This window comes from Streptomyces sp. NPDC037421, assembly GCF_055602105.1.
The window spans coordinates 1-24205 of sequence record NZ_JBVJWV010000019.1; the positions used below are offsets into that span (position 1 = coordinate 1).

A 24205-nucleotide genomic window follows, 5' to 3' on the forward strand; every position below is an offset into this window, starting at 1 on the left:
GATAAGTCTGTCTCCCCCCCCCCCCCCCCCCCCACCCCCCCACCCCCCCCCCCCCCCCCCTCCCCCCCTCCCCCCCCCCCCCCCCCCAACCCTCCCCCCCCCCCCCCCCCCCCCCCCCCCCCCCCCCCCCCCCCCCCGGGCCCCTCGCGTACGGGCCTACCCGGTCAGCCGTTGGCGGCCGCGAGCTCGGCCACACGGCGGCGGACCAGGAACCAGCCACCGACGAGGGCGGCGGCGATCGCCGGGAGGAACATGACCGTGGTGCGGCCGACGCCGCCGTCGCTCCACATCAGGACCAGGACCGCGACCAGGAAGACCAGGGTCACGATCTGGGTGTACGGGGCCCAGGGCAGGCGGTAGGACGGACGCTCGACCAGGCCGTTCTTCGCGCGGCGCCAGAAGAACAGCGAGCAGAGCATGACCATGGCCCAGGTGCCGAGGATGCCGATGGAGGCGAGGTTGAGGACGATCTCGAAGGCCTCGCCGGGCATCCAGTAGTTCAGGCCGACGCCCGCGACGCCGAAGGCGGCGGTGAAGAGCACGCCGCCGTAGGGGACCTTGCCCTTGTTCATGACGCCGGTGAACTTGGGGGCGGAGCCCGACATGGCCATCGAGCGCAGGATCCGGCCGGTGGAGTAGAGGCCGGAGTTCAGGCTGGACAGGGCGGCGGTCAGGACGACCAGGTTCATGACGCCGGCGGCGCCGGGGACGCCGAGCTTGTCGAAGACCGTGACGAAGGGGCTCTGGTCGGCCGAGTACGCGGTGTACGGGAGCAGCAGGGCCAGCAGGACCACGGAGCCGACGTAGAAGAGGCCCACGCGCCACATGATCGAGTTGATGGCCTTCGGCATGATCTTCTCGGGGTTCTCGGTCTCGCCGGCGGCGACGCCGCACAGCTCGACGGAGGCGTACGCGAACACCACGCCCTGGACCACCAGGAGCATCGGCAGGACGCCGGACGGGAAGATGCCGCCGTGGTCGGTGATGTTGGCGAGGCCCGGGGTGCTGCCGCCGATGTCGTGGCTGGTGGCGACGAGGTAGATGCCGACGATCAGGAAGACCACCAGGGCGGCGACCTTGACCAGGGAGAACCAGAACTCCATCTCGCCGAAGTACTTCACCGAGATCAGGTTCGCGGTGAGGACGACGGCCAGGGCGATGAAGGCCAGCACCCACTGGGGGACGTCCGTGAACATCGACCAGAAGTGGGCGTAGGTCGCGGCCGCCGTGATGTCGGCCACGGTGGTGGTGGACCAGTTGAGGAAGTACAGCCAGCCGGCCGTGTAGGCGCCCTTCTCCCCCATGAACTCGCGCGCGTACGAGACGAACGCGCCGGACGACGGGCGGTAGAGGACGAGCTCGCCGAGGGCGCGGACCACGAAGAAGGCGAAGACGCCGCACACCGCGTAGGCGATGGCCAGGGAGGGGCCGGCGCCCGCGAGGCGGCCTCCGGCGCCGAGGAACAGGCCGGTGCCTATCGCCCCGCCGATGGCGATCATGTTGATGTGGCGGGACTTGAGGTCCTTGCTGTAGCCCTCGTCACCGGCGTCGACAGGGCGGTGGGACGCCGTGGCGGGGGCCTCGGTCAAGGTGCGATCACTCATGTAGGACTTCGCCTTCGTGGTTCGGTCAGGCAGGTCCGGCAGCCGCGCGCGGGGGAGCTGGGTGGTGTCCCCCGTATCGCGGTACCGGTGATTTTGTCGCCATAGGAGACCACGTGGCTCGGCAACCCGCCAAAATCGGCCACCGAGCGCGGAAGCCCCCGGCGACCATGGAAACGGTCTCCGGGGGCTTCCCAGGGGTACGAATACGAGGCTGCGGGCCCTCAGGCGCCCGGTGCGGCCTCCGCGGCCTGGTCGAGGCGGAAAGCCTCGTTCCCAAGACCGATCCGGGCGTGGACCTCGGGGCGGCGGGACTTCAGCAGCAGCCCGTGGACCAGACCGCCCAGGGCGGCGACGGCGATGATCGCGGGCAGGGCCCAGCTCAGCGCGGAGCCCTGCTCGGCGCCGACCAGGAGGGCGAAGTCCTTGACGGTGTAGACGACGATGCCGACCAGGGCGAGACCGGCCAGGCCCGCGGCGACCAGGCGCCAGATCTGGGCGCCGGCGGTGCCGCGGCGGACGAAGAAGGCGATGACGGCGAAGGAGGCCGCGGCCATCAGGGCGGTCACGCCGAGGGCGCCGACGCTGCCCATCCAGGTGAACAGGTGCAGGACGGGGGCGGTGGGGTCGCCGGTCGGCATGGAGTCGGTGACGGCGAAGACGAGGACGACCACGGCGGCGACGACGGTCTGCAGGAGGGAGCCGGTGGCGGGGGCGCCGGTGCCCGGGTTGGTGCGGCCGAAGCGGGCGGGCAGCAGGCCCTCGCGGCCCATCGCGAAGGCGTAGCGGGCGACGACGTTGTGGAAGCTGAGCATGGCCGCGAACATGCCGGTCACGAAGAGCACGTGCAGCACGTCGGTGAAGGCGTCGCCGAGGCGGCTCTGGGTGAGCTCGAAGAGCAGGCCGGGGCCGGCCTCCGCGGAGGCCTTCACGATCCCGGCGGGACCGGTGGCGACCGAGAGGGCCCAGGCGCTGAGGGCGAAGAAGAGGGCGACGAAGCCGATGGCGAGGAACATCACGCGGGAGACGACGATGTGCGGCTTGCTGGTCTCCTCGGCGTAGACCGGGGACTGCTCGAAGCCGACGAAGGCGGCGATGCAGAAGCACAGCGCGGTACCGAGGCCGGCACCGCCGAGGGTGGCGGGGTCGAAGGCGCCCAGGGAGAGGCCCTCGGGGCCGGGCTTGCCGAGGGCGGCGACGTCGAAGACGACGACGAGGGCGCACTCGATGAGGAGCAGGACACCGAGCACCTTGGCGTTCAGGTCGATCTTGAGCCAGCCGAGCGCGCCGGTGGCGGCGACCGCGATCAGGGCCGGGATCCACCAGGCGACCTGGGTGTCGAGGTAGGTGGCGAAGAGGCCGGATATCTCGAAGCCGAGGATGCCGTAGACGCCGACCTGCATGGCGCTGTAGGCGACGAGGGCGACGAGGGAGGCGGAGGCTCCGGCGGTGGGCCCGAGGCCGCGGGCGATGTAGGCGTAGAAGGCGCCGGCGTTGTGGACGTGCCGGCTCATCTCGGCGTAGCCGATGCCGAACAGGGCGAGGACGACGCCGAGGATGACGAAGAGCAGCGGCTGGCCGACGATGCCCATGACCCCGAAGATCGTGGGCATGACACCTGCGACGACCATCAGGGGCGCGCTGGCGGCGAGGACGGAGAGCAGCAGTCCGGCGGTACCGAGCCGGTCGGCACGCAGGGCGCGGTCCTGGCCCTTGTACGTGCGGATCTCGGCCGCGGAGTCGGCTGGGAGCGTGGTGGATCTGCCCGTCGGCATGGCAGGGTCCTTTCGGGGGTGACTGGTCAAGCGGTGCCGAGCGCGGCACTGCGCGCGGCGAGGAAGGCCTTGTGCGGATCGCGGTCCGGGTAGGACCAGGGGGCGCGGGTGGCATGGCTGCCGATGCGGTGGAAGAGGGCGGCCGCTTCGGCGGGGCGGCCTTCGCAGAGCTTGGCGTGGGCGAGGAAGTTGAGGTCGACCCGGTTGCGGGGGTGGTCCTCGCGCTCCCACTCCAGCCACCAGTCGAACGCGGAGCGCAGCACCTGGCGGGCGCGGCGGCCGGTCCAGTGCTCGGCGGCGGCAGCGGCGGTGGCGCTGCCCCGGGCGGCGGCGAGGACGCGGAAGCGCTCGGCGTGGGCGATCACGGGCAGTACGGCGAGCGGGGAGTCGGCCGGGGACTCCTCGGCGGCCCAGGCGGCGAAGTCGTAGACCTCGTGGAGCGGGTCGTGGCCGGAGGCGGGGGCGCGTTCGGCGAGCCTGGCGACCATGAGGTGGTGGGCGTGGTGGTGCTCGCGGTGGCGGGCCCGGACCTGGTCGAAGTGGCGGCTGAACTCCTCCTCGGTGCCGTAGGCGCGGGCGAGCATGAGGAGGCCGAGCCAGGGGGTGGGGTCGGCGGGGAGCAGCGCGGCGGCGCGGCGGCAGGCCTCGTCGGCGGCCTCGGGGCTGCCCTTGCCGCGCAGGGCGGTGAAGACGGCGGCGCAGGCGAGGAGGGTGGCGGCGTCGGCGCTGTCGGGTTCGGCGAGCAGCCATTCACCGGCCCAGGCGGTGGCGGCCGGGGTCTCGGCGAGGACGACGAGGCGGTGGCCACGGCGGTCCCAGTCGTCGCCGGTGGCGACGAGGAGGGCACGGGCCTTGGCCCAGCGGCCCTGGGTGAACTGGCTCCGGACGCCGACGAGCTCGGTGTCGCACAGGGCGGGGTCGAAGAGCTGGGCGTCCCGCTTGCGGGCGCGGCCGAGGGGCGGCGGAGGCGGGGACATCCGCGGGTTCCCTCCAGGACGCGGGCGCGGGTGGACTGCGTGCGCGCGGGTGCACGCACGGGGGCACGGGTGGGGCGGTCGGTTCGGGTGGTACGCAGGGGTGCCGGCAGCGCGGCTTGATCGTGCCGGTGGTCAATCCGGATGATCACGCACAGCAAACCGGTAGGCACAGCTCCGCGTCAAGGTCCGGTCCACTGGGTGGCGCGTTTCAACTGGTGAGCAGAAGGGGCGAGTTGGGACGCAAGTGACGGTTCGAAACTCGGGTGTGACCTGCGGGGACGGTCCGTAGGGTGGGCGCATGACGAGCTACGACGATCTTCGCCCCTTCGAGCTGGGCTTCCCCGGAGAGCAGCGCGACCGGCTGGTGGCCGCCGTGCTGAGCGGCGCCAAGACCGCGACGACGGGCCTGATGGAGTGGTACGGGGCCGCGGGCGAGCCGCTCCCCCGGGCGGGGGAGCTCATGGCTCTCGTGGACTCCGGGGAGCGTCCGCTGGCCGTCCTGGAGGTGACGGACGTACGGGTGCTGCGGCTGGCCGAGGTCGATCTGCGGCACGCGCTGGACGAGGGCGAGGGTTTCGCCTCGGTGGCCGAATGGCGCTCCGCGCACGAGGGGTTCTGGCACAGCGAGCCACTGCGGGCGGAGATGGGCGATCCGGCCTTCACGGTGGACGACGACACCCTCGTGGTGGCCGAGCGCTTCAGGATCGTCCGGCCGGACGGCCGGACCCCCTAGCCCACCGCCCGGGCCGCCGCGCGGCCCGCGGCGCGGCCCGAGAAGACGCAGCCGCCCAGGAAGGTGCCCTCCAGCGCGCGGTAGCCGTGGACGCCTCCGCCGCCGAAGCCGGCGGCCTCGCCGGCCGCGTAGACGCCGGGCAGGGGGTCGCCGGAGGGGGTCAGGACGCGGGAGGACAGGTCGGTCTCCAGGCCGCCCAGGGACTTGCGGGTGAGGACCGAGAGCCGGACGGCGATCAGCGGGCCCGCCGCGGGGTCCAGGATGCGGTGCGGGGCGGCGGTGCGGATCAGCTTGTCGCCGAGGTACCTGCGCGCGCCGTGGATGGCCGTCACCTGGAGGTCCTTGGTGAAGGGGTTGGCGATCTCCCGGTCGCGGGCGGTGATCTCGCGCCGGACGGCGGCCTCGTCGAGCAGGTCCTCCTTGGTGAGCTCGTTCATCCGGCGGACCATCGCCGACAGGTCCCGCTCGACGATGAAGTCCGCACCGTGGTCCATGAAGGCCTTGACCGGTCCGGGGACGGCCTGCCGGGCCCGGTTGATCACCTCGCGGACGGACTTCCCCGTCAGGTCCGGGTTCTGCTCGGAGCCGGAGAGGCCGAACTCCTTGCCGATGATGCGCTGGTTGAGCACGAACCAGGTGTGGTCGTGGCCCGTCCGCATGATGTGGTCGAGGGTGCCGAGGGTGTCGAAGCCGGGGAAGAGCGGTACGGGCAGCCGCTTGCCGGTGGCGTCGAGCCACAGCGAGGAGGGGCCGGGCAGGATGCGGATGCCGTGCCGGGCCCAGATGGGGTTCCAGTTCTCGATGCCCTCGGTGTAGTGCCACATCCGGTCCTTGTTGATGTGGCTGGCCCCGGCGGCCTCGGTGATGCCCAGCATCAGGCCGTCCACGTGCGCGGGGACCCCGGAGAGCATCCGCGCGGGCGGGGTGCCGAGCCGCGCGGGCCACTGCGCGCGCACGAGGTCGTGGTTGCCGCCGATGCCGCCGCTGGTCACGATCACCGCCTGGGCCCGCAGGCTGAACGCGCCGGCCGCCTCGCGGCTGCTCGCGGTGCCGCGTACGGCGTCCGAGGGGGCCAGGACCTCGCCGGTGACGGTGTCCACGGCGCCGGCGGTGGCCGACAGCCCGGTGACCCGGTGGCGGAAGGCGAACCGGACCAGTCCGCGGGCCGCCCCGGCACGGACCCGCCGCACGAAGGGCTCCAGCAGGCCGGGGCCGGTGCCCCAGGTGATGTGGAAGCGGGGCACGGAGTTGCCGTGACCGTTGGCGTCGTAGCCGCCCCGTTCGGCCCAGCCGACCACCGGGAAGAAGCGCACCCCGCGGGAGTGCAGCCAGTGCCGCTTCTCGCCGGCCGCGAAGTCCACGTACGCCTCGGCCCAGCGGCGCGGCCAGGCGTCCTCCTCCCGGTTGAACCCGGCGGTACCCAGCCAGTCCTGGAGGGCGAGCTCACGGCTGTCCTTGATGCGCATGCGGCGCTGCTCGGGCGAGTCCACGAAGAACAGCCCGCCGAAGGACCAGTGCGCCTGGCCGCCGATCGACTGCTCCGGCTCCTGGTCGAGGAGGATCACCCTGCGGCCCGCGTCGACGAGCTCGGCGGTGGCCACGAGGCCCGCGAGGCCCGCTCCGATCACGATCACGTCAGCGTCGTACGTCATGCCTGCCGGTCCTCCGGTCGGTCGGTGGTGGGGCAGATCCTTGGCTACGGAGCGGTAACCAGTCAACAGCGGTGGTTGGATGAGTCCATGGATCCCGCTGACGAGGTACTGGACGTGGTGGACCGGGACGACCGGGTCGTCGGGCGGGCGCCCAGGGGCGAGGTGTACCGCCGGGGGCTGCTCCACCGGTGCGCGTTCGTCCTGGCCAGGGACGCGCGGGGGCGGGTCTTCGTCCACCGCCGGACCGCGTCGAAGCTGGTCTTCCCCTCGCACTACGACATGTTCGTGGGCGGGGTGCTGGGCGCCGGGGAGGAGTACGCGGACGCCGCGCTGCGGGAGGCCGGGGAGGAGCTCGGGGTGAGCGGGCTCGCGCGGCCGGAACCGCTGTTCAAGTTCCTGTACGAGGGGCCGGGCGGCGGCTGGTGGTCGTACGTGCACGAGGTGCGGTGCACCCTGCCGGTGGCCCCGCAGGCCTCGGAGGTGGACTGGCACACCTGGCTGCCGCAGGAGGAGCTGGACCGGCGGATCGCGGGCGGGGAGTGGGCGTGGGTGCCGGACGGGCTGGAGGCGTACCGGCGGCTGCGCGCCTTCCGGGAGGGCGGGACCCAGCCCGCGCCGGGTCCGTGACGGGGACGTAAATTGGCCATGTGATCGACTTCGTCAAGGACGTGCGGCTCTGGTTCGCACCGGAGCGGGTGCGGGACGAGGGCGAGACGCCGGACTACCGCTTCTCCCTCGCCAACGAGCGGACCTTCCTCGCCTGGATACGGACCGCGCTGGCGCTGGTGGGCGGCGGGTTCGCGGTGGACCAGTTCCTGCCGGACCTGCGGTGGGGGGTGCGGGTCGGGATGGCCTTCGCGCTGCTGGCGGTGGGGGCGGCGTGCGCGCTGCGGGCCGTGAACCACTGGGTGCGGTGCGAGCGGGCCATGCGGCGGGGCGAGGACCTGCCGGTGTCGCGGTTCCCGGTGGTGCTGAGCCTGGGCGTGGGGCTGGTGGCCGCGGTGATGGTGGTGGTCGTGCTGCTGGGCTGGACGGCCGGGCGGTGACCCGTCCCGGTACGGCGGCCCGCGACGCGGGACTCCAGCCCGAGCGGACGCGGCTGGCGTGGCGGCGCACGACCCTGGCCTGCTCGGTCACGGCGGTGCTGGCGCTGCGGCAGGCCCTGCACGGGAGCGGCTCGCGGGTGGAGGTGGCCGGGACGGCGGTGATCGCGCTGATCTGGGTGGCCTTCCTGTGGGTGGCCCACCGGCGGGTGCGGGAGCTGGCCGGGGCCCGGCCGCCGGGGCTCTCGCCCCGGGTGGCGCTGGGGGCGGTGCTGTGTTCGGTGGGCCTGGCGGTGTTCGCGATGGCGGTCATCGTCTGAGCCGCTCGTCCGATCGTCCCGACAGTGCCGCGCCACGGGGACACAACGGGTGTTCCGGGGCGTTTCGGTCTAGCCTCGGCCGCATGACGACCCTGCACCAGGAACACCCCACGCACACGCACGAGCACGGCCCCGGCTGCGGGCACACGGCGGTCGAACACGGTGACCACCTGGACTACGCGCACGACGGCCACCTGCACCGGCAGCACTCGGGGCACTGGGACGAGTGCGAGACCTCCGAGCACGCCCCGCACGAGGAGCACGACCACCGGCACGGCGAGGGCTGCGGGCACGACGCGGTCCCGCACGGCGACCACCTCGACTACCTGCACGACGGCCACCGGCACGCCCGGCACGACGGCCACTACGACGACCACTGACGGCCCCGGGCGTCACCGGACCCGCCCCCGCTCTCCCCGGCCGGAACCCCGGCTGACAGGATGCTGACCGCCTGTCACAGCGACCCGGGGAGAGCGTCCATGACCGTCGAAGAGCCGTACGTCGTCCAGCCCGCGGCCGGGGTGTACGCCTACGTCCAGCCCGACGGGGGCTGGTGCCTGAACAACGCCGGCTGGATCAGCGACGGCGGGCGGACCCTGCTCGTCGACACCGCCGCCACCGAGCGGCGCGCGCTGGCCCTGCGCGAGGCCGTCGTGGCCTCCGGGGCGCCGCTGCCCCGGACCGTGGTCAACACCCACCACCACGGCGACCACACCTACGGCAACGCCGCCTTCGCCCCCGAGGCCCTGATCGTCGGCCACGACAACGCGCGCGCCGAGCAGCTCGCCGCCGGGCACCAGCTGGAGCTGATCTGGCCCGCGACCGACTTCGGGGCGATAGAGATCACCGCGCCGGACCTCACGTACGCCGACCGGCTGACGCTGCACGTCGGCGACACCGAGGTGCGGGTGATCCACCCGGGCGTGGCCCACACCACCGGGGACTCGGTCGTGTGGCTGCCCCGGCAGCGCGTGGTGTTCACCGGCGACCTGGTCTTCGCCGGCGGCACCCCGTTCCTGGCGATGGGCTCCCTCGCCGGGTCGCTGCGGGCGCTGGAGCTGCTGCGCTCGCTGGGCGCGGAGACCGTCGTACCGGGTCACGGGCCGCTGACCGACGCCTCGGCCTACGACGCGACCGGGCGCTACCTGCGGTACGTGGCCGAACTGGCCCGGGAGGGCCGGGGGAAGGGCCTCACCCCGCTGGAGGCGGCCCGCAGCGCGGACCTGGGCGAGTTCGCGGCCTGGCGGGAGAGCGAGCGGCTGGTGGCGAACCTGCACCGGGCCTACGCCGAGCTGGCCGGGGAGCCGGAGGGGGCGCCGCTGGACATCATGGCGGTGCTGAGGGACATGACGGTGATGAACGGCGGGACTCCGATCCTGTGCCACGCGTGAGCTGAGAGAGGCCGGCCGGAGGGAGTTCTTTCGGCCACCCCTATGGACGGCATACCGACTGGTCGGCATGATGGCTCCCGGACCGAGAATCCCGTCGTCGACTTCGTACGGAGGCGCGCCCCATGACCCCAGCCGATCCCCGAGGCCTCGATCTGCGGAGGCTGCGCGGCCATCTCGACGCCGCGCGGCCCGGGCTCACGGCGGGGCCGCTGAGCGGCCGGCTGATCGAGGGGGGCCGGTCGAACCTGACGTACGCGGTCACCGACGGCACCTCCCGCTGGGTGGTGCGGCGCCCGCCGCTGGGACACGTCCTGGCCACCGCGCACGACATGCGGCGCGAGCACCGGGTGATCTCGGCCCTGCACGGGACGGCCGTACCGGTGCCCGAGCCGCTGCTGCTGTGCGAGGACGAGGAGGTGCTGGGGGCGCCGTTCTACGTCATGGAGCACGTGGACGGGGTCCCGTACCGGACCGCCGGGCAGCTCGCGGAGCTCGGCCCCGAGCGCACCCGGCGGGCGGTGCTGGGCCTGGTGGACACCCTGGTCGACCTGCACGCGGTGGACCCGGAGGCGGTGGGCCTGGGCGGCTTCGGCCGCCCCGAGGGGTTCCTGGACCGGCAGCTGCGCCGCTGGGGCAAGCAGCTCGCGGCATCCCGGGGCCGGGAGCTCGCCGGGATCGACGAACTGCACGGGGCGCTGGGGCGGGCACTGCCCCACTCCCCCGCGCCGACCGTGGTGCACGGGGACTTCCGGCTGGACAACGTCCTGATCGGCGGGCCGGACGACACGGTCCGGGCGGTGCTGGACTGGGAGATGTCCACGCTGGGCGACCCGCTGACCGACCTCGGCCTGCTGGTGATGTACAGCTCCGACCTGGGCCTGGCCGATTCCCCGGTCAGCACGACGAGCGGGGCGCCGGGCCATCCGGCGCCCGCCGAGCTGGTCGAGCGGTACGCCGCCCGCTCGGGGCGGGACACCGGGCCGATCGCCTGGTACACGGCCTTCGCCTGGTTCAAGCTCGCCGTGATCCTCGAGGGGATCCACTACCGGTACACGCTCGGGCAGACGGTCGGCGCGGGCTTCGACCGGATCGGCGAGCTGGTCCCGGTCTTCATCGAGCACGGACTGACCACCCTCCAGGAAGGCTGAGGAGCCGAACCGCATGGACTTCGCATTCGACACCCGGACCGAGGAACTCCGCGAGCGTCTGCTCGCGTTCATGGAGGAGTACGTCTACCCGGCGGAAGCCGTCGCCGCCGGGCAGCGCGCACGGCTGGCCTCGCCCTGGGACACCCCGGCCGTCTTCGGTGAACTGAAGGCCGAGGCGCGCCGCCAGGGGCTGTGGAACCTCTTCTTCGTGGACCGGCACAGCCTGCCCGGTTCCGAGTACGGCGCGGGGCTGACCAACCTCCAGTACGCCCCGCTGGCCGAGATCACCGGCCGCAGCCCGCACCTGGCGCCGATGGCGACCAACTGCGCGGCCCCGGACACCGGGAACATGGAGCTGCTCGCGCAGTTCGGCGACGAGGCGCAGAAGAAGCAGTGGCTGGAGCCACTGCTGGCCGGGGAGATCCGCTCCGCCTTCGCGATGACCGAGCCCGAGGTGGCCTCCTCTGACGCGGCGAACATCGAGACGCGCATCGAGCGGGACGGCGACGCGTACGTGGTCACGGGACGCAAGTGGTACATCTCGGGGGCGATGAACCCGGACTGCAAGGTCTTCATCGTGATGGGCAAGACCGACCCGGAGGGCGCCGATCCGCGCCGTCGGCAGTCGATGGTCCTGGTCCCCCGCGACACCCCGGGCGTGGAGGTGCGCCGGGCGATGACGGTGTACGGGTACGCGGACCACGACCACGGAGGCCACGCCGAGGTGGTCTTCGACGGGGCCCGGGTCCCGGCGGGGAACCTGATCGGCGGGGAGGGCTCCGGCTTCGCCATCGCCCAGGCCCGGCTCGGCCCGGGCCGGATCCACCACTGCATGCGGCTGATCGGGATGGCGGAGCGGGCCGTCGAGCTGATGTGCCGGCGCGCGGTGGGACGTACGGCCTTCGGGAAGGAGCTGGCCGCGCAGGGCGTCGTACAGAACTGGATCGCCGACGCCCGGGTCACCATCGAGCAGCTGCGGCTGCTGGTGCTGAAGACGGCCTGGCTGATGGACACGGTCGGCAACCGGGGCGCGCACACCGAGATCCAGGCCATCAAGATCGCCACCCCGCGCGCGGTCGTGGGGATCCTGGACCAGGCGGTGCAGCTGCACGGCGCGGGCGGTGTGAGCCAGGACTTCCCGCTCGCCGAACTGTGGGCGGCGGCGCGGACGCTGCGGCTGGCGGACGGCCCGGACGAGGTGCACCAGCGCTCGCTGGCGCACCGCGAGCTCAAGCGGTACCGCTAGGGGGACACCCCTAGGACGGCCGGCCCGAGGCCGCCGCGATGACCTCGTCCAGGACCTCGCGGGAGCGGACGAGGTCGCCGATCATCCGGTCGATCCGGTCCCGCTCGGTGGCCAGTTCGGCCACCAGGGCCGGGGTGGCGCGCACCGACGGGCCGCCGTCCTCGTCGCGCATGCAGGGCAGGATCTGCCTGATCCTGGAGCTGTTCAGTCCGGCCGCGTAGAGCTCCTGGATCCGGATGACCCGGTCGACGGCCCGCTCCGGGAAGTCCCGGTGCCCGCCGGGCGTCCGGTCGGACGCCAGGAGGCCCTGCTGCTCGTAGTAGCGCAGCGAACGCTCACCGACCCCGGTGCGCGCCGCCAGTTCACCGATCCGCACGGCCACCTCCGGGGTGTTCGGCCTTGAATCTGACATTGGTGTCAGGTTTTACGGTACCGGCATGACGCAGACACCGCAGTCCCCCGCCGCATCCCGCCTCTTCGAATCCGCCCGCCTCGGCGGCCTGGAGCTGCCCAGCCGCCTGGTGATGGCCCCGCTGACCCGCAATCGCGCCGGAGCCGACGGGGTGCCCGGCGAGCTCATGGCCACCCACTACGCGCAGCGCGCCTCGGCCGGCCTGATCATCGCCGAGGGCACCACCCCGAACGCCGTCGGGCAGACCTACCCGTACATCCCCGGCATCCACACCCCGGCACAGATCGCCGGGTGGCGCCGGGTCACCGGCGCCGTGCGCGCCGCCGGCGGGCGGATGTTCCTCCAGCTCCAGCACGGTGGCCGGGTCGGTCATCCCGACACCAGCGGGCACGTACCGCTCGCGCCGTCCGCCGTGCGCTTCCCGGAGCCGCTGCGGACCCCGGGCGGGCTGCGGGAGGGCGTCACACCCCGCGTGATGAGCGAGGAGGACATCCGCTCCACCATCGCCGACTTCGCGAGCGCCGCCCGCAGCGCCGTCGAGGCGGGCTTCGCCGGGGTGGAGGTGCACTCCGCCAACGGGCACCTGCTCCACCAGTTCCTCGCCGGGAACACCAACCTCCGCACCGACGCGTGGGGCGGGTCCGTCGAGAAGCGGATCCGGTTCTCCGTCGAGGTGGTCCGGGCCGTCGCCGAGGCCGTCGGCCCGGAGCGGGTCGGCGTACGGATCTCCCCGGGAACGAACGTCAACGGCGTGCGGGAGGACGACACCGAGCAGATCTACCCGGCGCTGGTCGCGGCCCTCGCGGACCTGGAGCCGGTCTACCTGCACCAGGTCCACTCCGACCCGGACCAGCCCCTCTTCGCGGAGCTCCGCAAGGCCTGGCCCGGCACCCTGATCGCCAACCCCCGGCTCTCCCACGAGGAGCTCGCCGCCGACGCGGGCCGGCTCCGGGGCGAGCGGCTGCTGGCCGCGGGCGCCGACCTGGTCGCGCTGGGGCGGGGGTTCCTGGCCAACCCCGACCTGGTGGAACGGCTGCGCACGGGCGCGCCGCTCAACGCGCTGCGCCCGGAGTTCCTGATGCACGTACGCGGCCCCGAGGGCTACAACGACTACCCGGCGCTGGCCGGTGCGGCAGCGCCGGCGGCCTAGGGAGGGACCTAGGGGCGCAGGGAGCGGAGCAGCAGGTCGGCGAGGTGGTCGGCGACCTGGTGCGGGGTGAGCGGGCCGTCCGCGCGGTACCAGGTGGACAGGTGGTGCACGGAGCCGAAGTAGTAGTCCACCACCAGGTCGGCGGGCGTGGCCGTGGCGAAGACCCCGCTGCTCATGCCCTCCTCGACCAGCGCCCGGAACCGCTCGTGGTAGCGCCGGCGCTCGGCCCGTACCTGCTTGTACTTCTCCGGGCTGAGCTGGTGCATCGACCGGAAGAAGATCATCGCGTCGTCGAGGTTCTCGATGGTGGTGACCACGACGTCGGCGGCGGCGGCCCGCAGCCGCTCCTCGACGGGGGCGTCGGATCCGGCCACGGCGTCGAGCCGCTGCTGCTGGAGGCGCAGCATGCGCGCGTACACCTCGTGCAGCAGGTCGTCCTTGGAGCCGAAGTAGTGGTAGAGCGCGCCCTTGGTGACGCCGGCCGCCTCGACGATCTCCTGGACGGAGGTGCGGTCGTACCCGCGTTCGGCGAAGAGCCTGGTGGCGACGGCCAGCAGCCGCTGCGGCACCGGGGTCTCCCGGTTTCCGTCCTCGGGGCCCTCGGTGGTCCTGGCGGCCATGGTGCTCGCCTTCCTCTCCTGATCCTCCGACTGTTTTCAGCCGCGGTCGCGCAATTCTCGTCGCAGGATCTTGCCACTGGTGGTCTGCGGAAGGACAGGCAGGATCTCGACCTGGCGCGGGTACTTGTACGCGGCCAGGCGCTCGGCGCAGTGTGCGGCGAGTTCCTCCGGCCCGGCCGAGGCGCCCGGCCGCAGGCTCACGTACGCCTTCACCGTCTCCCCCCGGTAGGCGTCGGGGACGCCGACCACGGCCGCCTCCCGTACGGCGGGGTGGGTGTGGAGCACGTCCTCCACCTCCCGGGGCCAGACCTTGAACCCGGAGGTGTTGATCATGTCCTTCTTGCGGTCGACGACGTAGAGCCAGCCGTCGGCGTCCATGAACCCTACGTCCCCGGTGCGCAGTTCGCCGTCCGGGAAGGCCGCTGCGGTGGCGTCGGGCAGTCCCCAGTAGCCGGGGACGACCTGCGGCCCGCGCACGGCGATCTCCCCGGTCTCCCCGAGCGGGAGCTCGCCGCCGTGCTCGTCGAGGATCCGTACGAGGGTCTGCGCGCCCGGCACCCCGACGGAGAGGGTGCCGGTGGCGGGGTCGACGGGCGCTTCGAGGTGCGCGGGGACCGAGGCACAGGGGGCGGTGCACTCGGTGAGGCCGTAGCCGTTGCGCAGGTAGAACCCGAAGGACGCGCGGAGGCGTTCGACGAGCGCGGGCGGGAGCGGTGCGCCGCCGGAGGAGACCACCTGGAAGGAGGCGAAGTGGTCCCGGGTGGCGTCGGGGTGCGCGGCGAGGGCCATGAAGGCGGTGGCCGGGCCGATGGTGTAGGCGGGGCGGTGTTCGAGGAAGGCGTCGAGGACGGCCCCGGGGTGGAAGCGGTGCGCGAGCACGAGGGTGCCGGCGTTGACGAAGCAGGCGGCGAGCTCGCAGACCAGCCCGGTGATGTGGAAGAGCGGGGCGAGCGCGAAGTACCCGGCGCCCTCGGGGAGGGGGTGGCCGGTGACCTGCCGGGCGGCGTTGTAGGTGATCGCCCCGTGCGGGTTCATGGCGCCCTTGGGCGTGCCGGAGGTGCCGGAGGTGTAGCTGATGAGGGCGGTGTCGGCGGCGCCGAGCCCGGGGTCGGGCGGCGCGGGGTGGCCCTGGCGGGCCACGGTGAGCAGGTCGGCGGCACCGGGCGCCCGGCCCGCACCCGGCCCCGCCGGCGCCTGAGCCGCTTCCGGCTCCGCCTGGGGGCACCTCCCGGCGGTGGCCGGGGGAGTTCGATGCGCGGGGGCGGGGAAGACCCGGGGGTCGTTGCGGCTCTGGAAGTCCCGGTCGCGGGCGGTCAGTACCGTCCGGATACCGGTCCCCCGCGCCGCCTCCCCCAGGTACCCCTCCCACGCACCCCCCTCGCACACCAGCGCGACCGCCGCGGAGTCCCGCAGGACGTGCCCGGCCTCCCCCGCCTTGTACATCGGGTTCAGCGGGACGACCACCGCCCCGGCCTTCCACACGGCCAGCACCGCGAGCACGAAGTGCGGGGTGTTCTGCAGCATGACCGCCACCCGGTCGCCCCGCCCGACGCCCCGCCCCGCGAGGTACCCGGCCAGCGAGTCCGAGAGGGCATCGGCCTCGGCGTAGCCGATCCGCCCGTCGAAGTACGCCAGCGCGGTACGCCCCGGCGCCCGGGACACGGCGGCCCGGAAGGCGGCCGGCACGCTCGCCGGCGGCGTCACCGGCGCCAGCTGGGCGGGGCTCAGCCGGCCCAGCCACGGCCGGGCGGCGTAGGGGGAACCGGAGGGGTGCGTCACGAGCCCTCCCACTTCTGCTGGAGGCGGTTCATGGAGCGCAGCCACCGGTCGGGGTCGGTCGCGCGGGCGGCGTGGAAGTCCGCCACCTCGGGGTGCGGGAGGATCAAGAACCGGCCCTTCTCCATGCCGTCGAACAGCGCTTCGGCGACCGTTTCCGGCTCGATCGCGGTCGGCGCCAGGACCAGCTCCCCCGCCGAACCGGAGGCGGTCAGCATGTCGGTGCGCACCCCCTGCGGGCAGATGGCGTGGACCTGGACGCCCCGGTGGCGGTAGGTCAGCGACAGCCATTCCGCGAAGGCAAGGGCACCGTGCTTGGTGACACTGTACGGGGCCGCTCCGATCATGGTCAGCAGCCCGGCGGCGGAGACCGTGGACACGAAGCGGCCGCTGCCGCGCTCCAGCCAGTCGGGCAGCAGGGCCCGCGCGGCGCGCACGTGCGCCATGACGTTGGTGTCCCAGGCGGCCTCCCAGACGGCCTCGTCCGCGAAGGCGTCGCCGCCCGAGGCGAGTCCGGCGTTGGCGCAGTAGACGTCGACCGTGCCGCCGAGTGCCTCGCGGGCCTCCCCGACGATCGCGGAGGCGTCGCCGGGGACGGCGATCGCCCGGGCGCCGGTCGCGCCGATGGCGCCGGCCACGGAGGCGGCCCGGGCGGCGTCGAGGTCGTTGACGACGACGGTGGCCCCTTCGGCGGCGAAGCGGTGGGCGAGGGCGGCGCCGATGCCGCCGCCCGCGCCGGTGACGACGACTCGCTGGTCCTGGTACGCGCTCGCGCTCACGGGGGTCACCTCTCGTCACTGCCGGCCGGGCCGGCCGGATCCCGGGCAGACTAACCGGTCGGTATGTGACGGTGGAAGGGGTGCGGGCCCTAGCGTGGCGGGATGAAGCTGTCGCGACGCGGGGTGCTGGGAATGGCGGGGGCAGTAGGGGCAACAGGGGCCCTGGGGGGCGCGGGGGCGGGGCCGGCGGCCGCCGCCGAGCGGGTGCGCACCGGCTTCGAGCGGCTCGCCGCCGACGGGTACGCGGAGCTCGCCGGGCAGCGGGTCGGGGTGGTCACCAATCCCACCGGGATCACCGCCGACGCCCGCCACCTGGTCGACGTGCTGCACGCCGACGAACGGGTGGACCTGGTAGCGGTGTTCGGGCCTGAGCACGGCTTCCGCGGGACGGCTCAGGCGGGCGGGTCCGAGGCGGCCGGCCGCGATCCGGCGACCGGGCTGCCGGTGTACGACACGTACGGCAAGAGCGGGCAGCAGCTCGCGGACGTGTTCACGGCGGCGGGCGTCGACACCGTCGTCTTCGACATCCAGGACGTCGGGGCGCGCTTCTACACCTACATCTGGACCCTGTACGACTGCATGCGGGCGGCCGCGCTGGCCGGCAAGGCGGTGGTGGTGCTGGACCGGCCCAACCCGGTGGGCGGGCGGCGGGCGGCCGGGCCGGTGCTGGAGCGGGCGTACGCGAGCTTCGTGGGCCGGGAGCCGATCGCGCTGGCGCACGGCATGACGGCGGCCGAGCTGGCCCTGCTGTTCAACGGCGAGTTCCTGAAGGGCGCCGGCCCCCGGCTGCGGGTGGTGCCGGTGTCGGGGTGGCGGCGGGGGTCCTTCTTCGGGGAGACCGGCCTGCCGTGGGTGCCGCCGAGCCCGAACATGCCGACCCCGGACACGGCGCTCGCGTACGCGGGGACCTGCCTCTTCGAGGGGACCAACCTGTCCGAGGGCAGGGGTACGGCCACGCCCTTCGAGGTGGTGGGCGCGGAGGGGGTCGACCGGCGGTGGGCGGAGGCGGCGAACGGGCTGGGGCTGCCCGGGGTGTGGTTCCGGGAGACCTGGTTCACGCCCGCCTTCTCCAAGCACGCCGGCAAGGTCTGCGGCGGGGTCCGGCTGCTCGTGCACGACCGGGAAGCCTTCGATCCGGTGCGGGCGGGGATCGGGCTGCTGGTGACGGCGCGGCGGGTGTGGAGCGGGTTCGGCTGGCGGGCGGACCACTGGATCGACCGGCTGACCGGCTCGGACCGGGTGCGGACGATGGTGGACGCGGGCGCGGGGGTGGACGAGATCGCGGGCGCCTGGGCCGCCGGGCTGGCGCGGTTCTCGGCGGTGCGGGCGGGGTACCTGCTCTACCGCTGACCCGGCCGGCGCTTCCGGGCGGACCGGTGCCGTCACGGGTCTGGCCGACGCGGCCTCCCGGCGGGATGCTGCGAGCAGCGGAGGCGGCGCGCGGGAAGGGGGAGGCCATGGTGGACAGCGGTGGTGCGGCGGCGGCCGGAGCCGGGATCGGGGTGGGTCCGTACCAGGAGCTGACCTTCGACGCCCAGGGCGACGTGGATCCGGCCACGCGGGCGGCGGTGGCCCGGATCGAGGCGACGGACCTGCTGGTCTTCGCCCACGGCTGGAACAGCGACCGGTCCACCTCGGCCCGGCTCTTCGACCGCTTCTTCGCCCCCTTCCCGGGGCTGGTGGGGGCGGGGGTGCGGCTGGGGTACGTGGGGGTGGTGTGGCCTTCGATCCGCTTCCCGGACGAACCGATCCCGGACTTCGAGCCGCACGGCGCCCTGCCGGGGGCGGGGTCCGGGACGGCTCTGGACGATGCCACGCGCGCGGCGCTCGGGGTGTTCTGGCCGGGGCGGGAGGCGGAACTGGACCGGGTCGCCGCGCTGCTCGCGGAGCGGCCGGAACCGCCGGCGGCGTTCGCCGAGTTCGGGGCGCTGGTACGCCAGCTCGTGCACGCCGACCCGGCGGGCCCGGCCGTCGGCCCGGAGGTGCCGGCCGTCTTCGTGCGCGACACCGTCGAGGTGTGCCGGGCACTGGCGGAGGCCCTGGCCTCGGCGGGCACCGGGGCCGGCGAGGGGGGCGTGCCCGCGCTCGCGCTCGGCGACGGGGCGCGCTCCCTGTGGGGCGGGGCCAAGGAGCTGCTGCGCCAGGCCACGTACTACGAGATGAAGAAGCGGGCCGGGGTGGTCGGCGAGCACGGCCTCGGCCCGGTCCTCACCGACCTCGCCGGACGCCGGCCGGCCCTGCGCGTCCACCTGGTCGGCCACAGCTTCGGCGCCCGGGTGGTGTCCTTCTCCCTGCGGGCCGTGGCGGACGGGGCGCGGCACGTGAAGTCGCTGACGCTGCTCCAGGGGGCCTTCTCCCACTACGCGTTCAGTGAGCGCCTCCCCCACGACCGGAGGCGCGGCGGGGCTCTGGGCGGACTCCAGCGCAGGGTGGACGGACCGGTGGTGGCCTGCCATTCCGCCCATGACTCGGCGCTGCGCGTGTTCTACCCGCTGGCCTCCCGGATGGCGGGCGATTCGGCCGGTCTGCTCGGTTTCGACGAGCGGTGGGGCGCGGTCGGGCACGACGGGGTGCGGGCGGTGCCCGGCGCGCCGCGGCTGAGCTTGGAGGCGGCCCTGCGGGGCGGGCTGCCGGAGGCCGGCTGCGTCAGTGTGGACGCGGGCTCCGTCGTGCGCCGCGGGGGTGCTCCGTCGGGGGCGCACAGCGACATCTGCCACGAGGAACTGGCCCGGATCGTGGTCGGGGCGGGGCGCATGGGGCGCTGAGTTCCGGCCATGTGCCACCCGCACGCCTCGACCGCCCCCGCATGCGCCCGCATCCTGCCGGGCATGTTGGGCACGTCGCGGGGGGTTGCTTCGTTCGACGGAGTGACGCGGTCACTGGTGTGGGCATGGCACGGCGGAGGTGAAGGTACGGTGGCAGGTTTTCGGAGTCTGGCCTACCAGGTGCGCGACGCGCGCAACGACCGGGCCCTGCGGCGCCATTCGCTGCGCCGCTGCCTGGAGCGCTTCGCGCCCTACGGGCACCGGGCGACGTGGTGGCACCTGTGCGACCGGCACGGGATCGCGCCCGAGGACCGCGGCGCGGACCCGCTGCGGCTGGTCGCGGCGCTGGAGGAGCTGGAGGACGCGCGGGCGGTCTGGCTGGAGTACGAGCGGCAGTTCGCGGAGCGGCGCAGACGCGAGAAGCACGACGGGGTGCGGCGGCCGGAGTGGGCCTGGAGCGGCAGCGGGGACGCCGTGGTGCGGTGTGCCGACCCGGGTGTGCGGCCGGAGGGGGCGCTGGGCGAGGTCCTGCGGCGGCTGGTCGCGGCCCTGGAGTCGGAACCGGGGACGGCGTGCCCGGTCTGCGGCGAGGAGGAGCTGCGCTGGCCGGCGGTGCTGTCGGGGCCGTCGGCGTGGGCCGGGGCGTGGGCGTGGGACGGGCCGGTGTGCGGGGGCTGCGGGATCGTGGTGCCCAGGCCGGCGCTGGCGGAGGCGGCGGTGGGGCACCAGGCGGCGGGCGCGGCGTGAGCGGGGCGGGTGCGGGGTTGCTCCAGGTCGCGCTGAACGGCTCGCGGGACGCGGCCGACGGGGCGGCGGTGCCGGTGTCCCCGGGGGATCTGGCCCGGTCGGCGCTGGAGGCGGTGGCCGCCGGGGCCGGTGAGGTGCTGGTGCACCCGCGGACCCCGTGCGGGCGGGAGAGCCTCTCGCCCCGGGTGGTGGGGCCCTTGCTGGAGGAGTTGCGCGGCGCGGGGGTCCGCGTACCTCTGACGGTTCCGGCGGGTGTCGCGGCCGAGCCGGATCCGGCGGGGCGGCTGGAGCGGGTGCGGTCCTGGACGGTGCTGCCGGACCGGGCGGCGGTGCCGTTCGCGGAGCCGGGGGCGCGGGAGCTGGCGCGGGCCCTGCTGGAGCGCGGGATGGCGGTGGACGCGGTGGTCCCGCTGGGTGGCGGGGCCGGGCCGGAGCCGCTGGCCCGGTTCCTGGAGTGGGCAGCGCCGGAGCCGGCCCGGGTCCGGCTGGTGGCCGAGCTGGCGGAGGCCGATCCGGCGCTGGTGGCGGGGCTGCGGTGGCTGCCGCCGGTGCCGGTGGTGCTGTACGGGCGGGAGTCCGCCGCCTGGCCGGTGCTGCGGCTGGCCGCGCGGTGCGGTGCGGGCGCGCGGATCGGCGTGGCGCAGGTGCTGCACCTTCCGGACGGGCGGGCGGCGCGCTCGAACGCCGAACTGGTGGCGGCCGCCCTCGGCTTGCGGGGCGGGGCGGCTGCCGGGACGGCTACTGGGACAGCCTGGAGCCGGTGATGCGCTCACCGAAGGCGTCGTCCGGATTGGACAGCGCACAGGTCTTCAGCGAGAGGCAGCCGCAGCCGATGCAGTCGGACAAGTGGTCGCGCAGGCTGCTCAGTTGCCGGATCCGCTGGTCCAGTACGGCGCGCCAGTTCTCGGACAGCCGCGCCCAGTCCTCGCGCGTGGGGGTGCGCTCCTCCGGCAGCTGGGCCAGCGCCTCGCGGATGCTGGCGAGCGGGATGCCCACGCGCTGGGCGGCGCGCACGAAGGCGACCCGGCGCAGCGCCTCACGGCTGTAGCGGCGCTGGTTGCCGGAGGTGCGGCGGCTGCTGATCAGCCCCTTGGTCTCATAGAAGTGCAGGGCGGAGACGGCCGCTCCGCTGCGCGCGGACAGCTGGCCGACGGTGAGTTCGTGGACTTTCTCGGGAATCTGCGGCACGCGACCGAGCCTAGTCGGACGTCCGTTGACAGACGCACCAGGACCCCAGCATGCTGAGCAAGCGCTTATTCGACTGAGGGGCCGGAGACGGCAGTGGACAGCGGAAGACAGGGGCAGGGCATGGCCGAACCGAGGATCTTCACATCCGCCGAGGAGCTGCGCGCCGGCGTCGGCGAGCCGCTCGGCCCGAGCGGGTGGCTGGAGGTGGACCAGAAGCGGATCGACCTCTTCGCGGACGCGACGGGCGACCACCAGTGGATCCACGTGGACCCGGAGCGCGCCGCCACCGGACCCTTCGGCTCCACCATCGCGCACGGCTATCTGACGCTGTCGCTGCTGCCGAGCCTGGTACCGCAGATCATGCGGGTCGAGGGCATGCGGATGGGCATCAACTACGGCACGGACAAGGTGCGTTTCCCCGCCCCTGTGCCGGTCGGCTCACGGCTGCGCGCCACCGCCGTGATCACCTCGGTCACCGAGGCGGGCGGCGGCGTGCAGGTCGCGGCGACGGTGACCGTGGAGCGCGAGGGCGGCGAGAAGCCGGTGTGCGTCGCGGAGTCGGTGTCCCGCTACTACTTCTGAGCCGCCCCGGCGGCCGGGCGCGCGCCCACCATCCGGAGCACGAGGTCGGCGTACAGCGCGCCGACCTCGTCGGGCGTGCGCTGACCGGCGGTGCTGAACCAGCGGGCCACGTCGATGCACAGCGACAGCACGGCGAGGGTGGTGCCCGGGACGTCGGGGACGTCGAACTCCCCGGCCCGCACGCCCTCGGCGAGGATCCGGCGCACGGCGGCGTCGCTCATCCGCCGCAGGGCGACGATCTCGGAGCGGTGCTCCGGGGCGAGCGCGTCGAGCTCGTACTGGACGACGCGGGCGGTGGTGTGGTGCGCGGCGTGCCAGCGCACGAAGGACCGCACGGCCGCGTCCAGCCGGTCGGCGGCCGCCCCCGGACCGGAGGCGGCGGTCTCCAGGATCTCCAGCGCCTTGTCGTGGCCTATCCGGCTGATCCGGTGGAGCAGTTCTTCCTTGGTCTTGTAGTGGATGTACAGCGCGGCCGGACTCATGCCGGCGCGGCCGGCGATGTCGCGGGTGGTCGTCGCGTGGTATCCGCGCTCGGCGAAGGCGTCGACGGCGGCCACGAGCAGCCGCCGCGCGGCGTCGGGGGTGACCTCCGACCACGGCTGGTAGCCGCCGGTCGTCTCCGCCGCGCTGTCCATCGCTCGCCCACCCTCTTCGTCCTGCAGGAAGACACCAGCTTACCGGAGGGTGAGCAAGCGCTTAGGGCGTGTCCTTCGCATCAGGCCGGGCCGCCGCGGGGACTATTTCGGCGAGAAGGGGTCGAACTCCGCCATGATCTTCTCCATCCGCGCCTGATCGACCCGGCTGACGATCTGCGTCGCCTCCTGCCGGTCGCGGACCACCTTGGCCAGGGTGAAGGCGGAGGTGGTCAGGTAGAGGACGGCGATCCCGAGGAAGGCCCGGACCCAGCCGTCGACGTCCATGCTGTAGATCCCCACGGCCACGGCGGCCAGGGCGATGCCGAAGGAGGCGACGGCCTGGCCGTAGTACGCCCCCGTGTTCTGCTGCTTGACCGGTGTCTCGTTCATGGCCCCAGCATCGGACGCCGTGACGCGGACCACATCCGCGCGGGTACTCAGACGGATACTCAGAAGGCGGAGACCCCGGTGCGGGCGCGGCCGATGAGCAGCTTCTGGATCTGGCTGGTGCCTTCGTAGAGGGTCATGACGCGGGCGTCGCGCAGCAGCTTCCCGGCCGGGTACTCGTCGACGTAGCCGTAGCCGCCGTGCACCTGGAGGGCGTTGCCCGCGGCGCGCACCGCGGCTTCGGAGGCGAAGAGCTTGGCGGTGGAGGACTCGGTGGCGAAGGGCTGCCCGCGGTCGATCAGGTCCGCGACCCGCCAGGTCAGCAGCCGGGCCGCGTCGACGTCGACCGAGATGTCGGCGATCAGCTCCTGCACGAGCTGGTGGTGGGCGATCGGCTTGCCGAACTGCTCGCGCCGGGCCGCGTACGAGACCGCAGCGTCCAGCGCGGCCTGGGCGATGCCGACGCAGCCGGCGGCCACCGACATCCGCCCTTTGGCCAGGGCCGACATCGCCACGGAGAAGCCCTTGCCCTCGGGGCCGAGCATCGCGGAGGCGGGGACGCGGACGCCGTCGAGGGTGAGTTCGGCGGTGGCCTGGCCGCGCAGGCCGAGCTTGCCGCGGACCTCGCGGCGGGTCAGGCCGGGGCTGTCGGCGGGGACGAGGAAGGCGGAGATCCCCCGGTGGCCGGGGGTCGCGGGGTCGGTACGGGCGAAGAGGAGGACCACGTCGGCCCAGGTGCCGTTGGTGATGAACATCTTGCTGCCGCTGATGACGTACGCGTCCCCCTCGCGCACGGCGCGGGTGGTGAGGGCGGCCGCGTCGGAACCGGTGCCGGGCTCGGTCAGGCCGAAGCAGCCGAGCGCCTCGCCGGAGCACAGCCGGGGCAGCCAGGCCCGCTTCTGCTCCTCGGTGCCCCAGGCGGCGACGGTCTTGGCGACGAGGCCGAGGGAGACGGAGACGATGCCGCGCACGGCGGAGTCCCCGCGGCCGAGCTCCTCGGTGACGAGTGCGTAGGAGAGGTGGTCGCCGCCGGAGCCGCCGTACTCCTCGGGGACGGTGAGGCCGAGGAAGCCGAGGCCGCCGAGTTTCTTCACGATCGAGCGGTCCACGCTCTCGGCGCGGTCCCACTCGGCGGCGTACGGGGCGATCTCGCGGTCGGTGAACGCGCGGGCGAGGCGGCGCACGGCCTCCTGCTCCTCGCTCAGCTCAAGGTTCACGGGGCCCTCCGGGGCGTGGTCCGGCCGCTCTCGGGCTCTTAAACTAGCGGCGGTAGTTTAT

At 73.9% G+C, this 24205-nt stretch carries 26 protein-coding genes; 14 read left to right on the top strand and 12 right to left on the bottom strand.

Annotated elements, in window-relative coordinates; genetic code table 11:
- Nucleotides 1-164: 164 nt before the first annotated feature.
- From ACZ7IF_RS24750 to ACZ7IF_RS24760, 3 genes are all read right to left on the bottom strand, one after another.
- Nucleotides 165-1604 (bottom strand): amino acid permease, encoded by a 1440-nt coding sequence (locus tag ACZ7IF_RS24750; RefSeq protein ID WP_470975061.1) that lies wholly within the window; start codon nucleotides 1602-1604, stop codon nucleotides 165-167.
- A gap of 221 nt (nucleotides 1605-1825) precedes the next feature.
- On the bottom strand, nucleotides 1826-3376 hold the full coding sequence (locus ACZ7IF_RS24755) for an APC family permease (protein ID WP_470975064.1): 1551 nt from the start codon (nucleotides 3374-3376) through the stop codon (nucleotides 1826-1828).
- A 26-nt stretch (nucleotides 3377-3402) separates the two neighbouring features.
- Nucleotides 3403-4353 (bottom strand): hypothetical protein, encoded by a 951-nt coding sequence (locus ACZ7IF_RS24760; protein ID WP_470975067.1) that lies wholly within the window; start codon nucleotides 4351-4353, stop codon nucleotides 3403-3405.
- A gap of 298 nt (nucleotides 4354-4651) precedes the next feature.
- Between ACZ7IF_RS24760 and ACZ7IF_RS24765 the strand changes: the two genes are divergently transcribed.
- Nucleotides 4652-5086: an ASCH domain-containing protein gene (locus ACZ7IF_RS24765; RefSeq protein WP_470975070.1), complete on the top strand. Its 435-nt coding sequence runs from the start codon at nucleotides 4652-4654 to the stop codon at nucleotides 5084-5086.
- Here the strand turns inward: ACZ7IF_RS24765 and ACZ7IF_RS24770 are convergent.
- Nucleotides 5083-6738 (bottom strand): FAD-binding dehydrogenase, encoded by a 1656-nt coding sequence (locus tag ACZ7IF_RS24770; RefSeq protein WP_470975073.1) that lies wholly within the window; start codon nucleotides 6736-6738, stop codon nucleotides 5083-5085. The two genes, ACZ7IF_RS24765 and ACZ7IF_RS24770, sit on opposite strands and share 4 nt — an antisense overlap.
- Before the next feature lie 87 nt (nucleotides 6739-6825).
- Here ACZ7IF_RS24770 and ACZ7IF_RS24775 point away from each other — a divergent pair, with 87 nt between their 5' ends.
- From ACZ7IF_RS24775 to ACZ7IF_RS24805, 7 genes are all read left to right on the top strand, one after another.
- The gene (locus ACZ7IF_RS24775; protein ID WP_470975076.1) at nucleotides 6826-7365 is read left to right on the top strand and encodes an NUDIX hydrolase; all 540 of its coding nucleotides are present in this window, start codon (nucleotides 6826-6828) and stop codon (nucleotides 7363-7365) included.
- A gap of 20 nt (nucleotides 7366-7385) precedes the next feature.
- A complete protein-coding gene (locus ACZ7IF_RS24780; RefSeq protein WP_470975079.1) occupies nucleotides 7386-7784 on the top strand; it encodes a YidH family protein in 399 nt (132 codons plus the stop codon).
- Nucleotides 7781-8101, top strand: a complete 321-nt coding sequence (locus ACZ7IF_RS24785; RefSeq protein ID WP_470975082.1) for a DUF202 domain-containing protein — start codon at nucleotides 7781-7783, stop codon at nucleotides 8099-8101. The genes ACZ7IF_RS24780 and ACZ7IF_RS24785 overlap by 4 nt, the downstream gene beginning before the upstream one ends.
- Before the next feature lie 83 nt (nucleotides 8102-8184).
- Nucleotides 8185-8481 (top strand): hypothetical protein, encoded by a 297-nt coding sequence (locus tag ACZ7IF_RS24790; RefSeq protein ID WP_470975085.1) that lies wholly within the window; start codon nucleotides 8185-8187, stop codon nucleotides 8479-8481.
- A 99-nt stretch (nucleotides 8482-8580) separates the two neighbouring features.
- Nucleotides 8581-9492 (top strand): MBL fold metallo-hydrolase, encoded by a 912-nt coding sequence (locus tag ACZ7IF_RS24795; RefSeq protein ID WP_470975088.1) that lies wholly within the window; start codon nucleotides 8581-8583, stop codon nucleotides 9490-9492.
- A gap of 122 nt (nucleotides 9493-9614) precedes the next feature.
- Nucleotides 9615-10640, top strand: a complete 1026-nt coding sequence (locus ACZ7IF_RS24800; RefSeq protein ID WP_470975091.1) for a phosphotransferase family protein — start codon at nucleotides 9615-9617, stop codon at nucleotides 10638-10640.
- A gap of 13 nt (nucleotides 10641-10653) precedes the next feature.
- A complete protein-coding gene (locus ACZ7IF_RS24805; RefSeq protein WP_470975094.1) occupies nucleotides 10654-11886 on the top strand; it encodes an acyl-CoA dehydrogenase family protein in 1233 nt (410 codons plus the stop codon).
- 10 nt (nucleotides 11887-11896) lie between these two features.
- On the opposite strand, the gene ACZ7IF_RS24810 is transcribed toward ACZ7IF_RS24805, so the two are convergent.
- Nucleotides 11897-12262, bottom strand: coding sequence for a MerR family transcriptional regulator (locus tag ACZ7IF_RS24810; protein ID WP_470975343.1), 366 nt, complete (start codon nucleotides 12260-12262; stop codon nucleotides 11897-11899).
- Nucleotides 12263-12323: 61 nt separating this feature from the next.
- On the opposite strand from ACZ7IF_RS24810, the gene ACZ7IF_RS24815 reads away from it, so the two are divergent.
- The gene (locus ACZ7IF_RS24815; RefSeq protein ID WP_470975097.1) at nucleotides 12324-13448 is read left to right on the top strand and encodes an alkene reductase; all 1125 of its coding nucleotides are present in this window, start codon (nucleotides 12324-12326) and stop codon (nucleotides 13446-13448) included.
- A gap of 8 nt (nucleotides 13449-13456) precedes the next feature.
- Here ACZ7IF_RS24815 and ACZ7IF_RS24820 read toward each other — a convergent pair whose 3' ends face one another.
- The 3 genes from ACZ7IF_RS24820 to ACZ7IF_RS24830 are packed head-to-tail and all read right to left on the bottom strand — an operon-like array spanning nucleotide 13457 to nucleotide 16623.
- Nucleotides 13457-14068: a TetR/AcrR family transcriptional regulator gene (locus ACZ7IF_RS24820; protein ID WP_470975099.1), complete on the bottom strand. Its 612-nt coding sequence runs from the start codon at nucleotides 14066-14068 to the stop codon at nucleotides 13457-13459.
- Between the two features lie 36 nt (nucleotides 14069-14104).
- The gene (locus ACZ7IF_RS24825; RefSeq protein WP_470975102.1) at nucleotides 14105-15859 is read right to left on the bottom strand and encodes a class I adenylate-forming enzyme family protein; all 1755 of its coding nucleotides are present in this window, start codon (nucleotides 15857-15859) and stop codon (nucleotides 14105-14107) included.
- Nucleotides 15844-16623: an SDR family NAD(P)-dependent oxidoreductase gene (locus ACZ7IF_RS24830; protein ID WP_470975104.1), complete on the bottom strand. Its 780-nt coding sequence runs from the start codon at nucleotides 16621-16623 to the stop codon at nucleotides 15844-15846. The genes ACZ7IF_RS24825 and ACZ7IF_RS24830 overlap by 16 nt, the downstream gene beginning before the upstream one ends.
- Before the next feature lie 102 nt (nucleotides 16624-16725).
- Between ACZ7IF_RS24830 and ACZ7IF_RS24835 the strand changes: the two genes are divergently transcribed.
- The 4 genes from ACZ7IF_RS24835 to ACZ7IF_RS24850 all read left to right on the top strand — a co-directional run bounded on the left by ACZ7IF_RS24835 (nucleotide 16726) and on the right by ACZ7IF_RS24850 (nucleotide 20899).
- Nucleotides 16726-17973 (top strand): exo-beta-N-acetylmuramidase NamZ family protein, encoded by a 1248-nt coding sequence (locus ACZ7IF_RS24835; RefSeq protein WP_470975106.1) that lies wholly within the window; start codon nucleotides 16726-16728, stop codon nucleotides 17971-17973.
- A 107-nt stretch (nucleotides 17974-18080) separates the two neighbouring features.
- Nucleotides 18081-19388, top strand: a complete 1308-nt coding sequence (locus tag ACZ7IF_RS24840; RefSeq protein ID WP_470975108.1) for a serine-threonine protein kinase — start codon at nucleotides 18081-18083, stop codon at nucleotides 19386-19388.
- 150 nt (nucleotides 19389-19538) lie between these two features.
- Nucleotides 19539-20135: a hypothetical protein gene (locus ACZ7IF_RS24845; RefSeq protein ID WP_470975110.1), complete on the top strand. Its 597-nt coding sequence runs from the start codon at nucleotides 19539-19541 to the stop codon at nucleotides 20133-20135.
- Entirely contained in the window at nucleotides 20132-20899 is a 768-nt protein-coding gene (locus ACZ7IF_RS24850; RefSeq protein WP_470975112.1) for a 3-keto-5-aminohexanoate cleavage protein, read from the top strand. The genes ACZ7IF_RS24845 and ACZ7IF_RS24850 overlap by 4 nt, the downstream gene beginning before the upstream one ends.
- On the opposite strand, the gene soxR is transcribed toward ACZ7IF_RS24850, so the two are convergent.
- Nucleotides 20874-21323 carry a redox-sensitive transcriptional activator SoxR gene (soxR, locus tag ACZ7IF_RS24855; protein WP_470975115.1) on the bottom strand — a complete coding sequence of 150 codons (450 nt, stop codon included), beginning with the start codon at nucleotides 21321-21323 and terminating at the stop codon, nucleotides 20874-20876. The two genes, ACZ7IF_RS24850 and soxR, sit on opposite strands and share 26 nt — an antisense overlap.
- A 120-nt stretch (nucleotides 21324-21443) precedes the next feature.
- Here soxR and ACZ7IF_RS24860 point away from each other — a divergent pair, with 120 nt between their 5' ends.
- A complete protein-coding gene (locus ACZ7IF_RS24860; protein ID WP_470975118.1) occupies nucleotides 21444-21905 on the top strand; it encodes a MaoC family dehydratase in 462 nt (153 codons plus the stop codon).
- Here ACZ7IF_RS24860 and ACZ7IF_RS24865 read toward each other — a convergent pair.
- From ACZ7IF_RS24865 to ACZ7IF_RS24875, 3 genes are all read right to left on the bottom strand, one after another.
- Nucleotides 21896-22540 carry a TetR/AcrR family transcriptional regulator gene (locus ACZ7IF_RS24865; RefSeq protein WP_470975121.1) on the bottom strand — a complete coding sequence of 215 codons (645 nt, stop codon included), beginning with the start codon at nucleotides 22538-22540 and terminating at the stop codon, nucleotides 21896-21898. The two genes, ACZ7IF_RS24860 and ACZ7IF_RS24865, sit on opposite strands and share 10 nt — an antisense overlap.
- A gap of 102 nt (nucleotides 22541-22642) precedes the next feature.
- Complete coding sequence (locus ACZ7IF_RS24870) at nucleotides 22643-22930, bottom strand: YiaA/YiaB family inner membrane protein (RefSeq protein WP_470975124.1); 288 nt, start codon at nucleotides 22928-22930, stop codon at nucleotides 22643-22645.
- A gap of 59 nt (nucleotides 22931-22989) precedes the next feature.
- The gene (locus ACZ7IF_RS24875) at nucleotides 22990-24144 is read right to left on the bottom strand and encodes an acyl-CoA dehydrogenase family protein (RefSeq protein ID WP_470975127.1); all 1155 of its coding nucleotides are present in this window, start codon (nucleotides 24142-24144) and stop codon (nucleotides 22990-22992) included.
- Nucleotides 24145-24205 lie beyond the last annotated feature (61 nt).